Consider the following 20,299-nt stretch of genomic DNA (forward strand, 5'->3'; position numbering starts at 1 on the left):
ACAAAAGGCACCGGGCATTATTGTTCAAATTCACAACTGTGGGTGCGGGCTCCCACAGTTGATTGGGGTGTTTGATAAATCTGTTTGATCCGTGCGACTGTTCTGGGGTTTGATTGAGGCTTTCCCCATGGATAAAAGGATCTTGTCATGAGCTACCGCACGCTAGGCCATTCCGGGTTGCAAGTCTCGACGTTGACCCTGGGCACCATGATGTTCGGCGAACAGACCAGCACCGAGGATTCGCTGCGGATCATCGACAAGGCCTGGGACCAGGGCATCAACTTCATCGACACCGCGGACGTCTACACCAACGGCCGTTCCGAAGAGATTGTCGGCGAGGCGATCGCCCGCCGCCGTCAGGAATGGGTGCTGGCCACCAAGGTCGGCTTCGGCCCGCCAGACGGCGTGCCCAACCGCAGCGGCCTGAGCCGCAAGCACCTGTTCAATGGTATCGAGGCGAGCCTGACGCGCCTGGGCACCGATTACCTGGACATCTATTACCTGCACCGCGAAGACCACAACACGCCGTTGCACGTCACCGTGTCGGCCATCGGTGATTTGATTCGCCAGGGCAAGATCCGCTACTGGGGCCTGTCGAACTACCGTGGCTGGCGCATCGCCGAGGTGATCAGGATCGCCGACAGCCTGGGTATCGACCGGCCGGTGATCAGCCAACCGCTGTACAACATCGTCAATCGCCAGGCGGAAACCGAGCAGATCACCGCAGCGCAGAACTATGGCCTCGGCGTGGTGCCGTTCAGCCCCCTGGCCCGCGGGGTGCTCAGCGGCAAGTACGCGCCGGACGTGGCCCCGGACGCCAACAGCCGTGCCGGACGCCAGGACAAACGTATCCTGGAAACCGAATGGCGGGTCGAGTCCCTGCGCATTGCCCAGCAGATCCTGCAATACACCCAGGGCCGTGGCGTAGGTATCGTCGAGTTCGCCATCGCCTGGGTGCTGAACAACAGCGCCGTGACCTCGGCCATCGTCGGGCCGCGCACCGAGGAGCAGTGGGATTCGTACACCAAGGCGCAGGCTGTGAAGATCACCGCAGAAGATGAAGCCTTCATCGACTCGCTGGTGACACCGGGGCATGCTTCGACGCCGGGGTTCAATGACGTGGGGCATTTCGTGTCGGGTCGGGTGCCTGTGGGAGCAAGGCTTGCCCGCGATGAACGATAACGCGGTTCACTGTTGGACCGCGGCGTGGCTATCGCGGGCAAGCCTTGCTCCCACAGGCCTTGCTCTCACAGGTCTTGCTCCCACATGATTCGCTCCCACAATCAACACCCTCGCCTCAGGTAGGGTGTTGATTGATCGCCCTCAAGAGAATCACCGTGTCCAAAGGCATCGTTCTATCGGTCTCGGCCTCTGCGCTGTTCGCCGTCATGTACTACTACACCTCGCTGCTCTCACCGCTGACCGGCGTGGAAATCTTCGGCTGGCGCATGCTGCTGACGATGCCCTGCATGACCGCATTCCTGCTGGTGACGCGGGAATGGAAACTGGTCACGGCGCTGATCCAACGCCTGATCGCCACGCCACGGCTGTTGATCGCGGCGATCGCCTCGTCGGCGCTGATGGGCGCGCAACTGTGGCTGTTCATGTGGGCACCGCTCAATGGCTACAGCCTGGACGTGTCGCTGGGATACTTCCTGTTGCCGCTGTCGATGGTGCTGACCGGACGCATCGTTTATGGCGAACGCCTTTCCTATCTGCAGAAAGTCGCCGTGTTCTTCGCCACCCTGGGCGTGTTCAACGAGTTGTACCAAGTGGGTGGTTTCTCCTGGGCAACCTTGCTGGTGGTGCTCGGCTACCCGATCTATTTCATCCTGCGCAAACGCATCAAGACCGACAACCTGGGCGGGCTCTGGCTGGACATGACCCTGATGCTGCCTGTGGCGCTGTGGTTCGTGCAAAGCGGTGAACAGGGCCTCGACGTTTTCGATCAATACCCGTGGCTGTCGCTGCTGATCCCGTTGCTCGGGGTGATCAGCGCCAGCGCGCTGGTGTCCTATATCGTCGCCAGTCGGCTGCTGCCGTTCAGCCTGTTCGGGCTGTTGAGTTATGTCGAACCGGTGTTGCTGCTGGGCGTTGCGCTGCTGTTGGGCGAAAGCATCAAGGCCGGTGAATGGCTGACCTACATCCCCATCTGGATGGCGGTCGCGGTGCTGGTGTTCGAAGGGTTCAAGCATTTGGTGCGGCAGCAGCGCCGGACTTAAGGTCACCGCCTGACCACAAGGGATTCTGTATTGGCAATGAAAAGCCCGCCCGGCATCACTGCCGGGCGGGCTTTTTCATGGCTCAGGCCTTACTCGGTCGCCAGCACACCACGACGCACCTGGTCGCGTTCGATGGATTCGAACAGCGCCTTGAAGTTGCCTTCGCCGAAACCATCGTCGCCCTTGCGCTGGATGAATTCGAAGAACACCGGCCCCATCAGGGTTTCCGAGAAGATCTGCAGCAGCAGGCGTTTATCGCCCTGCTCGGAAGCACCGTCCAGCAGAATGCCCCGCGACTGCAATTCATCGACCGGTTCGCCGTGGTTCGGCAGGCGGCCTTCGAGCATTTCGTAGTAGGTGTCCGGCGGCGCGGTCATGAAGCGCATACCGATACTTTTCAGGTGATCCCAGGTCTTGATCAGGTCATCGGTGAGGAAGGCCACGTGCTGGATGCCTTCGCCGTTGAACTGCATCAGGAACTCTTCGATCTGCCCGGCGCCCTTGGACGATTCTTCGTTCAACGGGATGCGGATCATGCCATCCGGGGCGGTCATGGCCTTGGAGGTCAGGCCGGTGTATTCGCCCTTGATGTCGAAGTAACGGATCTCGCGGAAGTTGAACAGTTTCTCGTAGAAGCCGGCCCAGTAGGCCATGCGCCCGCGATACACGTTGTGGGTCAGGTGGTCGATGATTTTCAGCCCCGCGCCCACCGGGTTGCGGTCAACGCCCTCGATGAACACAAAGTCGATGTCATAGATCGAGCTGCCTTCGCCAAAACGGTCGATCAGGTACAGCGGCGCACCGCCGATGCCTTTGATCGCCGGCAGGTTCAGCTCCATCGGGCCGGTCTCGATGTGGATCGGCTGGGCGCCGAGTTCCAGGGCACGTTTGTAGGCCTTCTGTGAATCCTTGACCCGGAACGCCATGCCGCACACTGACGGACCGTGCTCGGCGGCAAAGTACGACGCCACGCTGTGGGGTTCGTTGTTGAGGATCAGGTTGATCGCGCCCTGGCGATACAGGTGCACGTCCTTGGAGCGGTGGGTGGCCACTTTGGTGAAGCCCATGATCTCGAAGATCGGCTCCAGGGTGTTGGGGGTCGGGGATGCGAATTCGATGAATTCGAAGCCCATCAGGCCCATGGGATTTTCGTATAGATCTGCCATGTCGGCGCCTCATCAGTCGGGTCAATTAACAAAAAACGTTAGTTGCTGGCCATGCTGAGGACACGGGGCGGCGCGCAGGAAATGCCACGAACGCTGCGGGCGAGGAAATCGCCATAGATCAGTTGAAACCCAAGTATCTTCATTGTCGACCCAAGGCTCTTGCGGGCGAGGCTTCTGCTGCCAGAAGACGTTATTCTTATATGCGTAAATCGATTCTACACAGCGTAACCAGGTTTGTCCGCCTTCTGTATCAAATCGCCTTTTTCTTCGACCGCGCAAGGGGTTTGTTGCACAGGAAAATGCCCAGCAGGATCACGCCCCCGCCCACACACATCAAGGCCGTGAGCCGTTCGTCCAGCAGCAGCGCCCCAAGCAGCACCGCCGTCAACGGATTGAGCGCGATGAACACCCCGGAACGGGTCGCGCCGATCCGGCGAATGCCGTCGTACCAGGCGATATAGGCCAGGGCCGAGCCCAGCACGCCGAGGTACAACAGGCTCAGCCATTGCTCCACATCCAGGCCGCGCAGGGCCTCGAAGCGAATCTCGCCGGCAGTCGCGCAGGCCAGCCACAACATCAGCGTGCCCAGCAGAATCGACCAGGTCACGGTCTGCAAGGGGCCGAGGCTTTCATTCAGGCTCCTGGAAAACAGCGAATAGATGCCCCAGCCCAGCACGCAGCCAAAAATCAGCAAATCGCCGATCCAGCCCTGCGCCGCGCCTTGCAACAGGGACGGATCACGACTGACGATTACCAACCCCGCCCCACCGATGCACAGCATGATGCCCACCACTTTCAGGTGGCTGAGCCGCTCCTTGAACAACCACCAGGACGCCAGCCCGATCACCGCCGGGTTCAAGGCCACGATCAGCGAGGCCCGCGACGCATTGATGTACTGCAAGCCATAGAAGAAGCACAGGTTGTAGAAAAAGATGCCGAACAACCCCAGCGCGGCCAACTGCAGCCCCTGCTTCACACTGGGCCTGGCCAGCGGGATCCCAGCCAGGGCGAGAAACGCCAGCAGCGCGATGCTGGCCAGCAGGAAACGCAGGCTGGCGGCGAACATCGGCGCCAGGGCATCGGCAAGGATCCGACCGGCCACGAAGGTCCCGCCCCAGATCATGGTGACCATGGCGAGCTTCAAGTAGACCGGCAGGTCTGACGGGGTTGGGAGGGTTTGTTCGAAGGTTTTCATGGTTCACCACCACACATTAATGGGAACAACGCAAAACCTGTGGCGAGGGGGATTAATTGTGGGAGCAAAGCTTGCTCGCGATGAAGGCGGCGCGATTCAGCAGGCAAACCGAGTCATCGCTCATCGCGAGCAAGCTTTGCTCCCACAGGGTGGAACCTTGCCACAGGTGTAGTGCTGCTTCCGGATTCAGGTCAGATACCTCATTATCTGGCTCATGCCTCGTCATCGTAAAATGAGCAATTACTCATGACCCTCACCCAACTCGAAATCTTCTCCCTGGTCGCCGAGCTGCGTGGCTTCACCGCGGCAGCCACACGATTGGGCATCGGCCAGTCAGCGGTATCCCACGCCATCAAATCCCTGGAGCAAGAATTGGGCGTGGATTTGCTCAGGCGTCATCAGTCCCAGGTGGAACTCAGCGACATCGGCCAACAACTGCTGCTGCGGGCCCGGGCCATGCTCGGGCTGGCCAACACCTTGCGCCAGGAAGCTGCCGATGCCCGGGGCATGCGCCGAGGCACCTTGCGCATCGGTTCGTTCGGGCCAACGTCATCGATGAAGCTGTTGCCCGGTATCCTGCGGCGCTATCGAGACTTGCATCCGGGCATCGAAGTGCACATCGATGAGGGGCCCGACAGGCAGGTCATCCAATGGCTGGACGAGCGGCGGATCGACGTTGGCTTCGTGGTGCTGCCCGAGGAACGTTTCGATACGTTCATGCTGATGGAAGATCAGATGGTCGCCCTGTTGCCCACTCACCATCCCCTCGCCGCCCAGGCCCGCCTGAGCCTCAAGGATCTGTGCAACGACCCCTTCGTGCACACCGAGGCGGGATCGTCGGAGCTGGTTTCTCGCCTGTTCAATGCCGCCCGGCTGACCCCGAATGTGCGTTTTCGTTGTTCGCAACTGCTCAGCACCCTGGATATCGTCAGGCGCGGTGAGGCGGTGAGCGTGGTGTCCGAAGGCTCGTTGCCGGAGGGCAAAAACCCAGGCTTGGTCGTGCGCCCCTTATCGCCGCGGGTGCCGCGCCAGATTGGCCTGGCGGTATTGGACAGCCGCCAGGCCTCGCCCGCCACCCTGGCGTTTATCGAGCTAGCCCGGCAGTCATGAGCCCAGCATCAAACCTGTGGCAGCATGGCATTGAACCTGGGGGAGAGCCTGGCATTGAACCTGTGGGAGCAAAGCTTGCTCGCGATGAACGCACCTCGGTTCCCCAGGTGGACCGCATGATCGTTCATCGCGGGCAAGCCTTGCTCCCACAGACCTTGCTCCCACAAACCTCGCCCACAGTCACGCTGCGGTCAGCAAGCACTCGGCGGGCCATCTATCATGGTCGGCATGCGACGTTTCCCCCTCATCCCTTTTCTTCTCAGGTTGTGCCGATGCCCTTGACCTCCCCACGCTCGCACACCCGGCCCCGTCGCTATCTCCTCACCCTGCTTTGCGGTCTGGTACCGATGCTGTCAGGACTGGCCATTTTGTACATGCAGGCCGAAAGGACCCTGGCGCAACACACCCGCCAGACCGCCGAGGAACTGGTCAGGCAGATCGAGCTGATGCTCGACAACACAGCCTTGGCGGCCCGTGAACTATTACCCCTGGCCGGGCAGCCCTGCGAAGTGGTGAAGCTGGCATTACGCGAGCAAGTGACACGCCGGCCCTTCGTCCGTTCGACCAACCTTACCTGGGATAACAACCTGTATTGCAGCTCGCTGTTCGGTGCCTTCGAGGAGCGCATCATCCCGAGCGACTACCATCGAGGCACCTTGTGGCTCATGGACGGCAACCCGGTCACGCCGGACACCGCGCTACTGATCTACCGGCTCAATGAGGGCCGCCAAGGCGCCTTGGCCACGCTTGATGGGTATCACTTGGCGAACGTCTTGCGCTTGATCGGCCGTCAGACCCGACTATGGCTGCAAGTCGGGCCGAATTGGCTGGCGGCGGACGGCAAGGTCCGGCAGCTACCTCTGCCCGTGCTGCCGGTCGCGCAGAGCGGCCTCGCCTCATCACGCTATCCCTTCAATGTTGAAGCAGGCTTTGATGAAGGAGAAGTCTGGCGCTATATAGCCCGGGAATATCCACCGTTGTTCAGCCTGCTGATCTTCTTCGGTGCCATCGCCGGAGCACTCGGCCACTGGCTGCAAAAACGCGCCTCCTCGCCCAGTCGTGAATTGCAACGGGCCCTGGAAGCCGGCGAGTTCGTGCCCTATCTGCAACCGGTCGTACACAGCGACAGCAAACGCTGGGCCGGCGTCGAAGTGCTGATGCGCTGGAACCACCCCAAGGAAGGCCTCGTTCGCCCGGACCTGTTCATTCCATTCGCCGAACACAGCGGCCTGATCGTACCGATGACCCGGGCGCTGATGCAGCAGACCATACGCCTGCTGGCACCGCTGGCGCCTCAACTCCAAGCGCCGTTTCATGTCGGCATCAACATCACCGCCCGCCACTGCCAGGATCTGGCGCTGGTGGACGATTGTCGCGAATTTCTCGACGCCTTCGCCCCAGGTACGATTGCCCTGGTGCTGGAGTTGACCGAGCGGGAGCTGATCGAACCTACCCCGGTTACCCGGCAACTGTTCGACCAACTGCGGGAGCTTGGGGTCAAGATCGCCCTCGACGATTTCGGCACCGGTCATTCCAGCCTGGCGTACTTGCGCCAGTTCAACGTGGACTTCTTGAAGATCGACCAGAGTTTTGTCGCGATGATCGGTGCCGATAGCCTGTCACGGCACCTGCTCGACAGCATCATCGAACTGTCAGGCAAGCTGGGCCTGGACATGGTGGCCGAGGGCGTCGAAACCGTCGAGCAAAGCGACTACCTGAGCGCCCACGGGGTGAACTTTCTACAGGGTTATCTATTTGGCCGGCCGATTAGCGGGCAGGCGTTCATTGAGACCTTGACCGGCACTAATGGCAGTTAACCACCGCCTATCCATTGACTACGATGCCCAACTGATAAAAGCTCTTGCTGTTGTTACATAACGAAAAAGTTACGATTTACACTTTCCGGATTAACTACTACAATTTTTCTACCTGTGCCAGATAGCAGGAGAGTCATTAACACCAAGGCGCTTGGCTTATAGCTTTGTTTGCGGTTGGTATCAGCCAAATATTTTGATTGGAGTAACGATTTTGTCCAGACTCGCTGAATTTCGTGCAGCCGAAAAGGCCCTTCAAGAACAGCTCAAGCAGTTGGAGTCGCTGAAGAACGATGCCGGGCTCAAGAAGGAAATCGAATTCGAGGAAAAGCTCCAGGGACTGATGAAAACCTACGGCAAAAGCCTGCGCGACATCGTCGCGATCCTCGACCCGAGCCCGTCCAAGGCAAGCCTGCAATCGACCAAACCCACCAAGACCCGCCGTGCGCGAGTGGTAAAGGTTTACCAGAACCCGCACACCGGCGAGTTGATCGAGACCAAGGGCGGCAATCACCGCGGCCTGAAAGCCTGGAAAGAACAGTACGGTGCAGCTACCGTCGATTCCTGGTTGCGTGGTTGACAGTGCGTGATTGACAGCCTCCAGGATGCAAAAAAGCCCTGAATACACTCAGGGCTTTTTTATGGGCTAAACTTTTGGATTAAACCCCGGACGTATTACGCTGACGGCGTTATAGTTTCAAACTATTTCGCACCGACTGTATTTCATCCTGGCTTTCAACAAACACCTGCGCCTGCCCTGCATAGGACAGCACATAAGCCTTGCCCTCATTCAGTGCCGCGACGAGTGTCTGAGACAATACATGCCGTCCGTTTTGCGTGATCGTGCAAGTGGTTTCCAATGCAGTTACGCCCCCCAACATGGAAGCATGGATCTTAGTGCAGACACTTTGGTAACCACCCTTGAAAAAATCCTTCTGGATTGATTTGCGCATTTCCAGCAACACGCCTTGCAAGTTGACCTGGTGATCGGGCTCGACGGTGGTCGTGGTCAGTTCCATGACCATCACGGCATTGCCTGCCGAATCGCTCTTGGTTGCACGTTGTCGCAAGGGGCCGGGCGACGCTGCATCGGCAGGCAGCGGTTCGACAACCCAGCCTTGAGGCCAGGCAACCTGCGGTTCCTCCGCCTGGACGCCACCGACACTCGCAACGCAGGCAAACAGCAGGACAAACAGTGAAAAGAACGGTCGAATCATTGCGTTGGCACTCAAGGGCGAATCGTAAAGTCTGAAGCCCGCAACAAAACCAGGCAATAGCCACACGCGGTTTGGCGACACCGCGCCCCTTGCGTATCATGGGCGCACCTGCAAGGAAGCCGTCTGACGCAAGCCCAGGAACCGTCGCAACCAAACTTGCGACGCCGTTTGCCCCACTTATTTCCGGAGGGCCCATGAGCCTGCACGAACTCAATACTTTCCCTGGCGTCACCGCCCAACCCGACGCCGCCACGGCCAAGTTCGTCTTCAACCACACCATGCTGCGGGTCAAGGACATCACCCGGTCCCTGGATTTCTACACCCGCGTGCTGGGTTTCTCCCTGGTGGAGAAACGCGACTTCCCGGAGGCCGAATTCAGCCTGTATTTCCTGGCCCTGGTGGACAAGAACCAGATCCCGGCGGACGCAGCGGCGCGGACCGAATGGATGAAGTCGATCCCTGGCATCCTGGAATTGACCCACAACCACGGCACCGAAAGCGACCCGGCGTTCGCCTACCATAACGGCAACACCGACCCACGCGGTTTCGGTCACATCTGCATCTCGGTACCGGACGTCGTTGCCGCCTGCGAGCGCTTCGAAGCACTGGGCTGCGATTTCCAGAAACGCCTGAGCGACGGTCGCATGAAAAGCCTGGCGTTCATCAAGGACCCGGATGGCTACTGGGTTGAAATCATCCAGCCTGCGCCGTTGTAAGCCTCACCAACGTGACCCAAAACAAAACCCCATGAGCCAGGCTCATGGGGTTTTGTTTTTTCCGGTATCGGTTGTTCAGGCCGGCGCAGAGGTACGGATCAGGTGGTCGAAGGCGCTCAGCGAAGCCTTGGCGCCCTCGCCCACGGCAATCACGATCTGCTTGTACGGCACGGTGGTCACGTCACCGGCGGCGAACACGCCAGGGATCGAGGTTTCACCCCGGGCGTCGACGATAATCTCACCCCGTGGCGACAGCTCGACGGTGCCTTTGAGCCAATCGGTGTTGGGCAACAGGCCGATCTGCACGAAGATCCCTTCCAGCGCCACATCGCGCACTTCACCGCTCGGACGGTCCTTGTAGCGCAAGCCATTGACCTTCTGGCCATCCCCCGTCACTTCGGTGGTCTGGGCGTTGGTAATCACCGTCACGTTCGGCAGGCTGTGCAGTTTGCGCTGCAACACCGCGTCGGCACGCAATTGCACATCGAACTCCAGCAAGGTGACGTGGGCGACGATACCGGCCAGGTCGATGGCCGCCTCGACGCCGGAGTTACCACCGCCGATCACCGCCACGCGCTTGCCTTTGAACAGCGGGCCGTCGCAGTGCGGGCAGTACGCCACGCCCTTGTTGCGATACTGCTGCTCGCCCGGCACGTTCATTTCACGCCAGCGGGCACCGGTCGCCAGGATCACGGTCTTGGCCTTGAGGCTCGCACCGCTGGCGAACTTGATCTCATGCAGCCCGCCGTCCTTGCCTGGTACCAAGGCGTCGGCACGTTGCAGGTTCATGATGTCCACGTCGTACTGCTTGACGTGTTCTTCCAGGGCGACGGCCAGTTTCGGCCCTTCGGTTTCCTGAACAGAGATGAAGTTCTCGATGGCCATGGTGTCGAGCACCTGGCCGCCGAAACGTTCGGCCGCCACGCCGGTGCGGATACCTTTACGGGCCGCATAGATCGCCGCCGAAGCACCGGCCGGGCCACCGCCGACCACCAGCACATCAAAGGCATCCTTGGCGCTGATTTTCTCGGCCTGGCGCTCGATGCCGCTGGTGTCGATCTTGGCAAGAATCTCTTCCAGGCCCATGCGGCCCTGGCCGAAGTTCACACCATTGAGGTACACACTGGGCACGGCCATGATCTGGCGTTCATCGACTTCGGCCTGGAACAGCGCGCCGTCGATGGCAACGTGGCGAATGTTCGGGTTCAGCACCGCCATCAGGTTCAGCGCCTGGACCACGTCCGGGCAGTTCTGGCACGACAGCGAGAAATAGGTCTCGAAGTTGAACTCGCCCTTGAGAGAGCGAACCTGTTCGATGACGTCGGCACTGGCCTTCGAAGGATGACCGCCCACTTGCAGCAAGGCTAACACCAGCGAAGTGAATTCGTGGCCCATGGGAATGCCGGCAAAACGCAGGCTGATATCGGCTCCCGGGCGATTCAACGAAAACGAAGGCTTGCGCTCATCGCTGCCGTTGTCGAGCAAGGTAATCTGGTGGGAAAGACTGGCAACGTCTTGGAGTAGCGCGAGCATTTCCTGGGATTTCGCACCGTCGTCGAGGGAGGCGACGATCTCGATCGGCTGGGTGACCCGTTCCAGGTATGACTTCAACTGAGCTTTAAGATTGGCGTCCAACATACGGGCGATTTCCATTTTTGAATTTCAGAAAAAACAACGCCCGAGCGAATCTCGCCCGGGCGTTTTTTGTGGGCGGTGCAGCTTGCTTAGGTGCGGATGACCGCCCTCAAGGGGAGCACGGTCTTAGATCTTGCCGACCAGGTCCAGGGACGGAGCGAGGGTGGCCTCGCCTTCTTTCCACTTGGCTGGGCAGACTTCGCCCGGGTGAGCGGCAACGTACTGAGCGGCCTTGATCTTGCGCAGCAGCTCGGAAGCGTCACGGCCTACACCGCCATCGTTGATTTCAACGATCTTGATCTGGCCTTGCGGGTTGATCACGAAAGTACCGCGGTCAGCCAGGCCGACTTCTTCGATCAGCACGTCGAAGTTGCGCGAGATGACGTGGGTCGGGTCGCCGATCATGGTGTACTGGATCTTGCCGATCGCTGGCGAGGTGTTGTGCCAGGCAGCGTGGGCAAAGTGAGTGTCGGTGGAGACGCTGTAAATTTCGACGCCCAGTTTCTGGAACTCGGCGTAGTTGTCGGCCAGGTCTTCCAGCTCGGTTGGGCAAACGAAGGTGAAGTCAGCCGGGTAGAAGAACACGACAGACCACTTGCCTTTCAGGTTGGCGTCCGATACTTCGACGAATTCGCCGTTTTTGAAGGCGGTAGCGTTGAACGGTTTAACTTGGCTGTTGATGATAGGCATCGATGTTTCTCCATCAGGGTTGAAAAGTTGATGGAGGGAATCTTAACCACTCATCCCCGGGCTGGCTCATTGGCAAACCTGATGTGAATGATTGGTTTTGGCTATCAGGAATCTATATAGATAGAAAAAATCTGTAGGAGCTGGCGAAGCCTGCGATCTTTTGATCTTTTGATCTTTCGCTTGAGATGCAAGCGTCTTTGGAAAGATCGCAGCCTCGTTGCACTCGACAGCTCCTACACAGCTCCTACACAGCTCCCGCACAGTTCTTACATGGCTTCTACATGGCTCCTACATGGCTCCGGCGGGTAGGCGTCAGGCGACGGGCGTACGCATCGTCACGAACTCTTCGGCGGCGGTCGGGTGCACGCCGATGGTTTCGTCGAAGTCGCGCTTGGTGGCGCCGGCCTTGAGGGCGATGGCCAGGCCTTGGACGATTTCACCGGCATCCGGACCGACCATGTGGCATCCCAATACCTTGTCGGTCTGGGCATCCACCACCAGTTTCATCAGGGTGCGTTCCTGGCAGTCGGTCAAGCTCAGCTTCATCGGCCGGAAGCGGCTTTCGAAAATCTCGACCTCATGCCCCTCCTCCCGGGCCTGCTCTTCGGTCAGGCCCACCGTGCCGATGTTCGGCAGGCTGAACACGGCGGTGGGAATCATCCGGTAATCCACCAAGCGATACTGCTCGGGCTTGAACAGACGCCGCGCCACCGCCATGCCTTCGGCCAGGGCGACGGGGGTGAGCTGGACGCGGCCGATCACGTCGCCAATGGCCAGGATCGACGGTTCAGCGGTCTCGTATTTTTCGTTGACCTGGACAAAGCCCTTCTCATCCAGCGTGACGCCGGTGGTTTCCAAGCCCAGGTTGTCGAGCATCGGTCGGCGGCCGGTGGCGTAGAACACGCAGTCGGTGAGCAACGTTTTGCCATCCTTGAGCTCGACCCTGAGGCTGCCATCGTCCAGTTTTTCGATGGACTTGATGTCTGCGTTGAACTGCAGGTCCAGGCCACGGCGGGTCAGTTCTTCCGCCAGGTGCTTGCGCACCGCGCCGTCAAAGCCGCGCAGGAACAGGTCACCGCGATAGAGCAAGGACGTCTGCGCGCCCATGCCGTGGAAGATCCCGGCGAACTCCACCGCAATGTAGCCACCGCCCACCACGATGACGCGCTTGGGCAGGTCCTTGAGAAAGAACGCCTCGTTGGAGCTGATGGCGTGCTCGCGCCCCGGAATGTCCGGGATCACCGGCCAGCCGCCCGTGGCGATCAGGATGTGCCTGGCGGTGTAGCGCTGGCCATTGATCTCGACCTCATTGGGCCCGGTCAGCCTGGCATGACCTTCGTGCAGCACGACGCCGCTGTTGACCAGCAGGTTGCGGTAGATGCCGTTGAGGCGATTGATCTCCCGATCCTTGTTGGCGATCAACGTGGCCCAGTCGAAACTCGCCTCGCCCGCCGTCCAGCCATAGGCCGACGCCTGCTCGAAGTCCTCGGCGTAATGCGCGCCGTAGACCAGCAGCTTCTTGGGTACACACCCCACGTTCACACAGGTACCGCCCAGGTAACGGCTCTCCGCCACGGCCACCTTGGCCCCGAAACCGGCGGCAAACCGCGCAGCACGCACACCACCGGAACCGGCGCCAACCACATACAAGTCAAAATCGTAGGCCATTTTCTATCTCCTTCGGCAGGTCATCAGCATACCTGCTGTTTTCACCTGAGGCAGCGTTGCGATGGTTATGGGGGTGGAAAATGGAAAAGCCAGCTGGACGTCAGCAACCTGACCCTGTGGCGAAAGAGCAAGCCCCGCTCGGCTCTGTAGGAGCTGACGAGTGCAACGAGGCTGCGATCTTTCCACTGCCAATTAAGTCTTGAGCGAAAGACCAAGATCAAAAGATCGTCCGAACGCGGCCCGAGCCTTCCCCAGCTCCTACAGAGCCCAGCGAGGCTTGATCCCTCGCCACGGGTTACTCACTGCCCGAGATTTTCCAAGCAAAAAAAAACGCCCCGAACCAGTCGGGGCGTTTTTCAAGGGGCGGTGCAAGCTATCAGTAAGCCTTGCCCGTCTTGTAGAAGTTCTCGAAGCAGAAGTTGGTCGCGTCGATGTAGCCTTCGGCGCCACCGCAGTCGAAACGCTTGCCCTTGAACTTGTAGGCCATGACGCAGCCGTTCTGGGCCTGTTTCATCAGGGCGTCGGTGATCTGGATTTCGCCGCCCTTGCCTGGCTCGGTCTGTTCGATCAGGTCGAAGATGTCCGGGGTCAGGATGTAGCGACCGATGATCGCCAGGTTCGACGGTGCGTCTTCAGGCTTTGGTTTTTCAACCATGCTGTGAACGCGGTAGATGTCGTCGCGGATCATTTCGCCAGCAATCACACCGTACTTGTTGGTTTCCTGCGGATCGACTTCCTGGATCGCCACGATGGAGCAGCGGAACTGCTTGTACAGCTTGACCATCTGGGTCAGTACGCCGTCGCCTTCGAGGTTGACGCACAGGTCGTCCGCCAGGACCACGGCGAACGGTTCGTCACCGATCAGTGGGCGACCGGTCAGGATCGCGTGGCCCAGGCCTTTCATTTCGGTCTGGCGGGTGTAGGAAAACGAGCACTCATCCAGCAGTTTGCGGATGCCGACCAGGTATTTTTCCTTGTCGGTGCCCTTGATCTGGTTTTCCAGCTCGTAACTGATGTCGAAATGGTCTTCCAACGCACGCTTGCCACGGCCCGTCACGATGGAGATTTCAGTCAGGCCAGCATCAAGGGCTTCTTCGACGCCGTACTGGATCAGTGGCTTGTTCACCACCGGCAGCATTTCTTTGGGCATGGCTTTAGTCGCTGGCAGGAAGCGAGTACCGTAACCGGCTGCTGGGAACAAGCATTTCTTGATCATATAAGTCCTTGAAAAGGCGGTGTGTACGAGTTTCGGCGCAGTCTAATCAGGCGACAGGCACCTTACAATGCCCGCGCTGGCCAACCGCTGCCATCATAGAGAAATAAAAAACGGCGGATAGTTCAATCGCCTTTCGTTTCGATGGCAGCAGCGGACCCACTGTACGCCAGTAGGCGCTGTTTGCGAGCATTTGCCGTATCATGGCGCACTTGATCCCGCCAATTGAGGCAGCTAGATGTCGGCAACAAGAAACGCAAACGGTTATTCGGTCAGCCAGGGCAAGGACGGCCAGTGGTGGATTATCAACTACCACGGCGAGCAGGTCGCCGGTCCCTTGCCCAGCAAGGCCATGGCGGTGGAAGTGGCCGCGGTATTCCAGGATGAGCGCGCGGCCCCCGCGGAGAAAGAACGCGACACCGCCCCTGCACGCAGCCCCCGCCGCAAGAAGTAACCAGGCGAGCCTCCAGTAAATGCCAAATGAGCATTGAGCGAGGCTTGTTTAGCTGTACTTTAGCTGTACCGCAATGGCCATTCGCTATAATCTCGCCGTTGCCCTTCCCTTCTCGATGATGATCCCATGAAGACACTTCTGGCGCTGTTTACAGTCCTGGCCCTGGCGGGCTGTGCCTCGGCGGAAAAAACCTACCTGGACAACGGCGAACAAGGCCTGACCATCGATTGCTCGGGCGAGGCCAACTCCTGGGCGACGTGCTACGAAAAGGCTGACGCGTCCTGTGCCGGCACTGGCTATCGCATCGTCGGCACCGACGGCACGCCCCAGGCCAAGGAAAGCGAGAAGACCCTGGGCGTCGACGTCGGTAACTTCACCAGCCGCAGTGTCGTGGTGGTCTGTAAATAAGCTATATGTGGATCTCGGCAAACTTGATGCCCAGCCCGCGCAAGGTTTCGATCAGTTCGTCGAGACGAGCGAAGGATTCGACTTCGTCCTGGTCATCCACCAGGAAAAAACTGCGCCCGGCGCTTTTCTTGAAGAACACGATCCATTCGCCCGGGCTCGCCGGGTTCTGAATCACGTGGGTAGCACAGATAAGACCTTCTGCATGGCGCTCGCGCACCTGCTCGCGTTTCATTGACTGACTCCATAAATGACAATGCCGCCAACGTGGACCGCGGCGGCATTTTTTGTCGAGGGCAGTAGTTTATCCGATGCCCGGTCCGCTCGTCAGGCGCTGAGTGTGATCAGCCGGAAATGCAGGCGTTGGCTGCATCTTGCACGTCGCCCGGACGCACCGGCACGTTGGACAGGCTTTCGTGCAGCTTGATGCTGCTACCACTGGAGCGCTCGTCAATGTCGAACACCGCCGCCGGCAGGGTCGACAGTTTGCCCGGGACGATCAGCCGCACGCCATTCTTGTGTGGCTCCACTTGCAGCGGCCCCCGGCTGCTGGCCAGTTTGTCGGAAACACACTTGGCATATTCGTGAGGTTTCTTTCCGGAAATGACGCTCATGGTGGGGGGCGTCTGGTTGATGTCCGATACCGATGCACATCCACTCATGGCCAATGCCAACACCCACACGCTGCGCTTCATATGATTCCTCCGATAAAGACCCTCCGACAGTGCAGACGCCGTTTTTCTCCGGTGCCGCACCGCTTTTTTTTCCCCGCAACCTGCAATAAATGAACAAAGCCTGGAGCGCGGGCCGGATATTAACACTCGGGGCTGATAAACTGCGCATCATTGCCCCTTGCTATCGTTTTGATTTTGTAGAAAAAGCCCTTCTGGAGGCGCCCATGAAATTCATCCACCAGCGCGAGCACCTGAACGAGGACGACATTGTCGTCATCGAATGCTCCCAAATGTGCAACATCCGTTTGATGAACGACGCCAACTTCCGCAGCTTCAAGAACGGCGGCCGGCACACGTATCACGGTGGCGCGTTCGACACCTTCCCGGCCCGGATCACCGCCCCCAGCACCGGTTTCTGGAACATCACCATCGACACCGTCAACCGCCGTGCAATCAGCGTCACGCGCAAGCCGACCCTGACCCACAAGATCAAAATCATCCGGCGTTCCAGCTCGAAACTGAGCTGAGCCTCGCCCACTTTCAAGACAGGCAAAACCGTGGCCCAGACGACCAAATACGTCATCAAGTACAAGCTCAATGGCGAACGCCGTTTCGAGTTCGCGCAACTGCAAACCGGTACCGAGGAAGAAGCCAGGGCGGCGCTGCACAAGCTGCACGGCGAAACCGACGATGTGATCAGCGACCTCAAGGTCAGCAAGGCGCTGTAAGCCTTTTGTCGCAAGGGAAGCTCCCACTCGATTCTGTAGGAACGGTGTAGGAGCTATGCAGGAGCTGTGTAGGAGCTGTGTAGGAGCTGTCGAGTGCAACGAGGCTGCGATCTCTCCCCAGACAATTGAGTCAAGAGCGAAAGATCAAGATCAAGATCAAGATCAAGATCAAAGGATCGCAGGCTTCGCCAGCTCCTACAGAGCCCAGCGCGAGCTTGCCCCTCGCCACAGGAATGCCGCACCGCAAGAATCGGGGTGCCCTGCAACGCAGCACAGCGCAGACTGAACAGTCCTTCCAACAAGGATTGCCATCGTGCCCACTACGCCATCCCTGCTCCCACACCTCGCCAACCTTGACTGGCCCGCCCTGGAACACAGCCTCGATCAGGACGGCAGCGCTATCATCCGCAACCTGCTACCCGCAACGCAGTGCCGGCTAGTGAGTGGCTTGTACGCCGAGCCCGGGCTTTTTCGTTCGAGGGTGATCATGGCCCGCCATGGCTTCGGGCGCGGCGAGTATCAGTATTTTCGCTATCCGCTGCCCGATATCGTCCAGCAGTTGCGCCAGTCGTTGTATCCAGTGTTGGTCCCGCTGGCGAATCGCTGGAATGAACACATGGGTATTGAAGTGCGCTACCCCAACGAACACCCTGACTTTATCCGGCGCTGCCATGGTGCCGGGCAATCGCGGCCTACGCCGTTGTTGCTGCAATACGGCCCCCAGGACTACAACTGTCTGCATCAGGATCTGTACGGCGAGCAGGTGTTCCCACTGCAGGTGGCGATCCTGCTGTCGGAACCGGGGCGGGACTTTACCGGCGGCGAATTTGTCCTCACCGAACAGCGCCCGCGCATGCAATCGCGGCCCCAGGTCATCGATCTGAAACAGGGCGATGCCGTGGTATTTGCCGTGCACCAACGGCCCGTCCAGGGCGTTCGCGGTTATTATCGGGTGAACATGCGCCATGGCGTCAGCTGCGTGCACAGCGGCAGGCGGCACACCTTGGGAATCATTTTTCATGATGCGCAGTAATGACATACCGGTCACGTTGGACCTGTTCGCCGACCAGGCGCCCACCCCGCCTGGCCAGGTCGAGCAGATCGGCCAGCAAGCGTTCGTGCTGCGCGGGTTCGCCCTGCCCTGGCTCGAGCGCTTGCTGCCGGCGCTGGAAAGTGTTTTGCAGGCTGCACCGTTCCGGCAGATGGTCACGCCCGGTGGGTTTACCATGTCGGTGGCCTTGAGCAGCTGCGGTGCGTTGGGCTGGACCACCGACCGCAGCGGCTATCGCTACACCGCCCACGATCCGCAGACCGGCCACCCCTGGCCCGACATGCCGGCGGTGTTTCGCGAACTGGCCCAGGCCGCCGCTCGGCAGGCGCGCTTCGAGCATTTCGAGCCCGACGCCTGCCTGATCAACCGCTACGTGCCCGGCGCGCGGATGTCGCTGCACCAGGACAAAAACGAACGCTCCCTCGCCGCGCCGATCGTCTCGATGTCCCTGGGCCTGCCGGCAGTGTTCCAGTTCGGCGGCTTCGAGCGCAGCGACAAAAGCCAGCGCATCCCGTTGTTCCATGGCGACATCGTGGTCTGGGGCGGCGTGGACCGGTTGCGTTACCACGGCGTACTGCCACTCAAGGAAGGCCAGCACCCGCGCCTGGGCGCCCAGCGGATCAACCTGACGTTTCGTACCGCCGGGTGAAGGTGCAGAATTCAACCGCAAGACCCGGAGTGTCGTCACTTGGATGGCTCGCTATTGTAGTCAAAACGGGCCAATGGACATAACGACCATGAACAGCACTTCGAACAATCTCGCCCCTGAACTGGACCCTCGCTGGGCCGCCGTACTCGCCCGGGATCCGCGCGCCGACGGTACCTTCGTCTATGGCGTGAAAACCACCGGCATCTACTGCCACCCCAGCAGCCTGTCGCGCCTGCCCAACCCGCGCAACGTCGAGTTCTTCGACACGCCGGAGCAGGCCCAGGCTGCCGGTTACCGGCCCAGCAAGCGCGTGGCCCGGGACCAGACCCAGATCGCCGCCCAACAAGCGGCACGGGTCGCGGCCGCCTGTCGGCAGATCGAAGCCGCCGAAGAACTGCCAGGCCTGAATGAACTGGCAGAAAACGCGGGCTTGAGCCCCTTCCACTTTCATCGGGTCTTCAAGGCTGTCACCGGCCTGACCCCCAAGGGTTACGCCGCCGCCCACCGCTCACGCAAGGTGCGCGAACGCCTGGCCGATGGCGGCACGATCACCGAGGCGCTGTATGACGCCGGGTTCAATTCCAACAGCCGTTTTTATGAGGCCGCCGACAAGGTGTTGGGCATGAAACCCGCCGACTACCGCGCCGCCGGGCAGAACACCGACATCCGTTTCGCCGTCGGCCAATGCTCCCTCGGGGCGATCCTGGTGGCGCAAAGCGAGCGTGGCGTGTGCGCGATCCTGCTGGGGGATGACCCGGACGCGTTGGTGCGGGACCTGCAAGACAAGTTCCGCCGGGCCAACCTGATCGGTGCCGACCGCGAGTTCGAGCAGTTGATCGCCCAGGTGGTTGGCTTCATCGAAGCCCCGGCCCTGGGCCTGGACTTGCCCTTGGACCTGCGCGGCACCGCCTTCCAGGAGCGGGTCTGGCAAGCCTTGCGGGACATTCCCGCTGGCAGCACCGCCAGCTACGCCGAGATCGCCCAGCGCATCGGCATGCCCAAGGCCGTGCGCGCCGTGGCCCAGGCTTGCGGCGCCAACAGCCTGGCGGTGGCGATTCCTTGCCACCGGGTGGTACGCAGCGACGGCAACCTGTCGGGCTATCGCTGGGGCGTGGAGCGCAAGCGCCAGTTGCTGGCGCTGGAGCGCTCGTCCGGGGATTGAATGCCGATGTAGATCGCCACCGAATCGGGGCTGCTGTAGACCTCGAAATCGGTGGTGAAACGGCGCAATGTCTGCGGGTTATCCGCGAAGTACGCCCAGATCAGGCCCCAGGTCTGGATCACGCAGTCGGGCATTGGCCCCTTGGCCGCAAACATCAGGTAATCCCCGCCCTCGATGTCCACGGTGGGGTGGCCTGCGCTGGTCGCATCCACCTGCACCCCGGCCGTCACATCGAAGTGGCCGGTGGCGTCGGACTCGTAATTGGAATACACCCCGTAGACGAACGACTCTGATTGCCGGGCCGGGATCGTGTCGAACAACCCTTCGTTGAAGAACCGTTGCCACATCGGGCCGATCCGGGCGGTGTCGGGCTGCTGCTCGTCGGTGTTGCGGGTGCGCACCTGCAAACCGGCCACGGTGAAGGGTTCGACGGTCTTGAGTTTCACGTCCATGGGGCGGGGTCCTTGTTGTATGAAGCCCGCATGGTAACCCTCCCGTCGCCGGGATCAAGTTGCAGCACTCGATTGAAA

At 60.1% G+C, this 20,299-nt stretch carries 23 protein-coding genes; 13 read left to right on the forward strand and 10 right to left on the reverse strand.

Annotated elements, in window-relative coordinates:
- Positions 1–147: 147 nt before the first annotated feature.
- Both GFU70_RS16650 and rarD read left to right on the forward strand, forming a co-directional pair.
- Complete coding sequence (locus GFU70_RS16650; RefSeq protein ID WP_058543506.1) at positions 148–1,182, forward strand: aldo/keto reductase; 1,035 nt, start codon at positions 148–150, stop codon at positions 1,180–1,182.
- Between the two features lie 155 nt (positions 1,183–1,337).
- Entirely contained in the window at positions 1,338–2,222 is an 885-nt protein-coding gene (gene rarD / locus GFU70_RS16655) for an EamA family transporter RarD (RefSeq protein ID WP_064106926.1), read from the forward strand.
- Positions 2,223–2,311: 89 nt separating this feature from the next.
- Here rarD and hppD read toward each other — a convergent pair whose 3' ends face one another.
- Both hppD and GFU70_RS16665 read right to left on the reverse strand, forming a co-directional pair.
- Positions 2,312–3,388 (reverse strand): 4-hydroxyphenylpyruvate dioxygenase, encoded by a 1,077-nt coding sequence (gene hppD, locus GFU70_RS16660; RefSeq protein ID WP_058544522.1) that lies wholly within the window; start codon positions 3,386–3,388, stop codon positions 2,312–2,314.
- 250 nt (positions 3,389–3,638) lie between these two features.
- A complete protein-coding gene (locus tag GFU70_RS16665; RefSeq protein ID WP_058544521.1) occupies positions 3,639–4,583 on the reverse strand; it encodes a DMT family transporter in 945 nt (314 codons plus the stop codon).
- A 246-nt stretch (positions 4,584–4,829) separates the two neighbouring features.
- Here GFU70_RS16665 and GFU70_RS16670 point away from each other — a divergent pair, with 246 nt between their 5' ends.
- The 3 genes from GFU70_RS16670 (at position 4,830) to GFU70_RS16680 (ending at position 8,087) form a co-directional block, all read left to right on the forward strand.
- Positions 4,830–5,693, forward strand: a complete 864-nt coding sequence (locus tag GFU70_RS16670; RefSeq protein ID WP_153388440.1) for a LysR family transcriptional regulator — start codon at positions 4,830–4,832, stop codon at positions 5,691–5,693.
- 272 nt (positions 5,694–5,965) lie between these two features.
- The gene (locus GFU70_RS16675) at positions 5,966–7,510 is read left to right on the forward strand and encodes an EAL domain-containing protein (RefSeq protein ID WP_153388441.1); all 1,545 of its coding nucleotides are present in this window, start codon (positions 5,966–5,968) and stop codon (positions 7,508–7,510) included.
- Positions 7,511–7,721: 211 nt separating this feature from the next.
- Entirely contained in the window at positions 7,722–8,087 is a 366-nt protein-coding gene (locus GFU70_RS16680; protein ID WP_153388442.1) for a histone-like nucleoid-structuring protein, MvaT/MvaU family, read from the forward strand.
- Positions 8,088–8,196: 109 nt separating this feature from the next.
- Here GFU70_RS16680 and GFU70_RS16685 read toward each other — a convergent pair whose 3' ends face one another.
- Positions 8,197–8,724 carry a DUF4946 domain-containing protein gene (locus GFU70_RS16685; protein WP_058544517.1) on the reverse strand — a complete coding sequence of 176 codons (528 nt, stop codon included), beginning with the start codon at positions 8,722–8,724 and terminating at the stop codon, positions 8,197–8,199.
- Positions 8,725–8,918: 194 nt separating this feature from the next.
- Here GFU70_RS16685 and gloA point away from each other — a divergent pair, with 194 nt between their 5' ends.
- A complete protein-coding gene (gloA, locus tag GFU70_RS16690; RefSeq protein WP_058544516.1) occupies positions 8,919–9,440 on the forward strand; it encodes a lactoylglutathione lyase in 522 nt (173 codons plus the stop codon).
- A gap of 75 nt (positions 9,441–9,515) precedes the next feature.
- On the opposite strand, the gene ahpF is transcribed toward gloA, so the two are convergent.
- The 4 genes from ahpF to galU form a co-directional block, all read right to left on the reverse strand.
- Entirely contained in the window at positions 9,516–11,078 is a 1,563-nt protein-coding gene (ahpF, locus tag GFU70_RS16695; RefSeq protein ID WP_153388443.1) for an alkyl hydroperoxide reductase subunit F, read from the reverse strand.
- A gap of 123 nt (positions 11,079–11,201) precedes the next feature.
- Positions 11,202–11,765, reverse strand: coding sequence for an alkyl hydroperoxide reductase subunit C (ahpC, locus tag GFU70_RS16700; RefSeq protein ID WP_014337814.1), 564 nt, complete (start codon positions 11,763–11,765; stop codon positions 11,202–11,204).
- Positions 11,766–12,077: 312 nt separating this feature from the next.
- The gene (gorA, locus tag GFU70_RS16705; protein ID WP_116641969.1) at positions 12,078–13,433 is read right to left on the reverse strand and encodes a glutathione-disulfide reductase; all 1,356 of its coding nucleotides are present in this window, start codon (positions 13,431–13,433) and stop codon (positions 12,078–12,080) included.
- 376 nt (positions 13,434–13,809) lie between these two features.
- The gene (gene galU, locus GFU70_RS16710) at positions 13,810–14,649 is read right to left on the reverse strand and encodes a UTP--glucose-1-phosphate uridylyltransferase GalU (RefSeq protein WP_003182953.1); all 840 of its coding nucleotides are present in this window, start codon (positions 14,647–14,649) and stop codon (positions 13,810–13,812) included.
- A gap of 235 nt (positions 14,650–14,884) precedes the next feature.
- On the opposite strand from galU, the gene GFU70_RS16715 reads away from it, so the two are divergent.
- The gene (locus GFU70_RS16715) at positions 14,885–15,100 is read left to right on the forward strand and encodes a hypothetical protein (RefSeq protein WP_058544513.1); all 216 of its coding nucleotides are present in this window, start codon (positions 14,885–14,887) and stop codon (positions 15,098–15,100) included.
- A 126-nt stretch (positions 15,101–15,226) separates the two neighbouring features.
- Positions 15,227–15,508, forward strand: a complete 282-nt coding sequence (locus GFU70_RS16720; RefSeq protein ID WP_058544512.1) for a hypothetical protein — start codon at positions 15,227–15,229, stop codon at positions 15,506–15,508.
- 1 nt (position 15,509) lies between these two features.
- Here the strand turns inward: GFU70_RS16720 and GFU70_RS16725 are convergent, their stop codons facing one another.
- Together GFU70_RS16725 and GFU70_RS16730 are read right to left on the reverse strand one after the other, a co-directional pair.
- Positions 15,510–15,740, reverse strand: a complete 231-nt coding sequence (locus GFU70_RS16725; protein WP_003203005.1) for a hypothetical protein — start codon at positions 15,738–15,740, stop codon at positions 15,510–15,512.
- 109 nt (positions 15,741–15,849) lie between these two features.
- A complete protein-coding gene (locus GFU70_RS16730; RefSeq protein ID WP_058544510.1) occupies positions 15,850–16,200 on the reverse strand; it encodes a hypothetical protein in 351 nt (116 codons plus the stop codon).
- 203 nt (positions 16,201–16,403) lie between these two features.
- Here GFU70_RS16730 and GFU70_RS16735 point away from each other — a divergent pair, with 203 nt between their 5' ends.
- The 5 genes from GFU70_RS16735 (at position 16,404) to ada (ending at position 19,769) form a co-directional block, all read left to right on the forward strand.
- Entirely contained in the window at positions 16,404–16,706 is a 303-nt protein-coding gene (locus GFU70_RS16735) for a DUF1883 domain-containing protein (RefSeq protein ID WP_003182962.1), read from the forward strand.
- 30 nt (positions 16,707–16,736) lie between these two features.
- On the forward strand, positions 16,737–16,907 hold the full coding sequence (locus GFU70_RS16740; RefSeq protein WP_165826019.1) for a hypothetical protein: 171 nt from the start codon (positions 16,737–16,739) through the stop codon (positions 16,905–16,907).
- A 313-nt stretch (positions 16,908–17,220) separates the two neighbouring features.
- A complete protein-coding gene (locus GFU70_RS16745; protein ID WP_058544509.1) occupies positions 17,221–17,940 on the forward strand; it encodes a 2OG-Fe(II) oxygenase in 720 nt (239 codons plus the stop codon).
- Positions 17,927–18,607: a DNA oxidative demethylase AlkB gene (gene alkB / locus GFU70_RS16750; RefSeq protein WP_413468823.1), complete on the forward strand. Its 681-nt coding sequence runs from the start codon at positions 17,927–17,929 to the stop codon at positions 18,605–18,607. Before GFU70_RS16745 ends, alkB begins: the two co-directional genes overlap by 14 nt.
- 88 nt (positions 18,608–18,695) lie before the next feature.
- The gene (gene ada, locus GFU70_RS16755) at positions 18,696–19,769 is read left to right on the forward strand and encodes a bifunctional DNA-binding transcriptional regulator/O6-methylguanine-DNA methyltransferase Ada (RefSeq protein WP_153388444.1); all 1,074 of its coding nucleotides are present in this window, start codon (positions 18,696–18,698) and stop codon (positions 19,767–19,769) included.
- Here ada and GFU70_RS16760 read toward each other — a convergent pair.
- A complete protein-coding gene (locus GFU70_RS16760; RefSeq protein ID WP_153388445.1) occupies positions 19,706–20,221 on the reverse strand; it encodes a GyrI-like domain-containing protein in 516 nt (171 codons plus the stop codon). The genes ada and GFU70_RS16760 overlap by 64 nt on opposite strands.
- Positions 20,222–20,299: the final 78 nt, after the last annotated feature.

Source organism: Pseudomonas brassicacearum (genome assembly GCF_009601685.2).
In the GTDB taxonomy this organism is placed as follows: domain Bacteria; phylum Pseudomonadota; class Gammaproteobacteria; order Pseudomonadales; family Pseudomonadaceae; genus Aquipseudomonas; species Aquipseudomonas kilonensis_B.

Excerpts from the sequence above, each read along its gene's own strand:
- GFU70_RS16650 (WP_058543506.1), top strand. The coding sequence starts at position 148 with ATGAGCTACCGCACGCTAGGCCATTCCGGGTTGCAAGTCTCGACGTTG.
- hppD (WP_058544522.1), bottom strand. The coding sequence starts at position 3,388 with ATGGCAGATCTATACGAAAATCCCATGGGCCTGATGGGCTTCGAATTC.
- GFU70_RS16665 (WP_058544521.1), bottom strand. The coding sequence starts at position 4,583 with ATGAAAACCTTCGAACAAACCCTCCCAACCCCGTCAGACCTGCCGGTC.
- GFU70_RS16670 (WP_153388440.1), top strand. The coding sequence starts at position 4,830 with ATGACCCTCACCCAACTCGAAATCTTCTCCCTGGTCGCCGAGCTGCGT.
- GFU70_RS16675 (WP_153388441.1), top strand. The coding sequence starts at position 5,966 with ATGCCCTTGACCTCCCCACGCTCGCACACCCGGCCCCGTCGCTATCTC.
- GFU70_RS16685 (WP_058544517.1), bottom strand. The coding sequence starts at position 8,724 with ATGATTCGACCGTTCTTTTCACTGTTTGTCCTGCTGTTTGCCTGCGTT.
- gloA (WP_058544516.1), top strand. The coding sequence starts at position 8,919 with ATGAGCCTGCACGAACTCAATACTTTCCCTGGCGTCACCGCCCAACCC.
- ahpF (WP_153388443.1), bottom strand. The coding sequence starts at position 11,078 with ATGTTGGACGCCAATCTTAAAGCTCAGTTGAAGTCATACCTGGAACGG.
- ahpC (WP_014337814.1), bottom strand. The coding sequence starts at position 11,765 with ATGCCTATCATCAACAGCCAAGTTAAACCGTTCAACGCTACCGCCTTC.
- gorA (WP_116641969.1), bottom strand. The coding sequence starts at position 13,433 with ATGGCCTACGATTTTGACTTGTATGTGGTTGGCGCCGGTTCCGGTGGT.
- galU (WP_003182953.1), bottom strand. The coding sequence starts at position 14,649 with ATGATCAAGAAATGCTTGTTCCCAGCAGCCGGTTACGGTACTCGCTTC.
- GFU70_RS16715 (WP_058544513.1), top strand. The coding sequence starts at position 14,885 with ATGTCGGCAACAAGAAACGCAAACGGTTATTCGGTCAGCCAGGGCAAG.
- GFU70_RS16720 (WP_058544512.1), top strand. The coding sequence starts at position 15,227 with ATGAAGACACTTCTGGCGCTGTTTACAGTCCTGGCCCTGGCGGGCTGT.
- GFU70_RS16725 (WP_003203005.1), bottom strand. The coding sequence starts at position 15,740 with ATGAAACGCGAGCAGGTGCGCGAGCGCCATGCAGAAGGTCTTATCTGT.
- GFU70_RS16730 (WP_058544510.1), bottom strand. The coding sequence starts at position 16,200 with ATGAAGCGCAGCGTGTGGGTGTTGGCATTGGCCATGAGTGGATGTGCA.
- GFU70_RS16735 (WP_003182962.1), top strand. The coding sequence starts at position 16,404 with ATGAAATTCATCCACCAGCGCGAGCACCTGAACGAGGACGACATTGTC.
- alkB (WP_413468823.1), top strand. The coding sequence starts at position 17,927 with ATGATGCGCAGTAATGACATACCGGTCACGTTGGACCTGTTCGCCGAC.
- ada (WP_153388444.1), top strand. The coding sequence starts at position 18,696 with ATGAACAGCACTTCGAACAATCTCGCCCCTGAACTGGACCCTCGCTGG.
- GFU70_RS16760 (WP_153388445.1), bottom strand. The coding sequence starts at position 20,221 with ATGGACGTGAAACTCAAGACCGTCGAACCCTTCACCGTGGCCGGTTTG.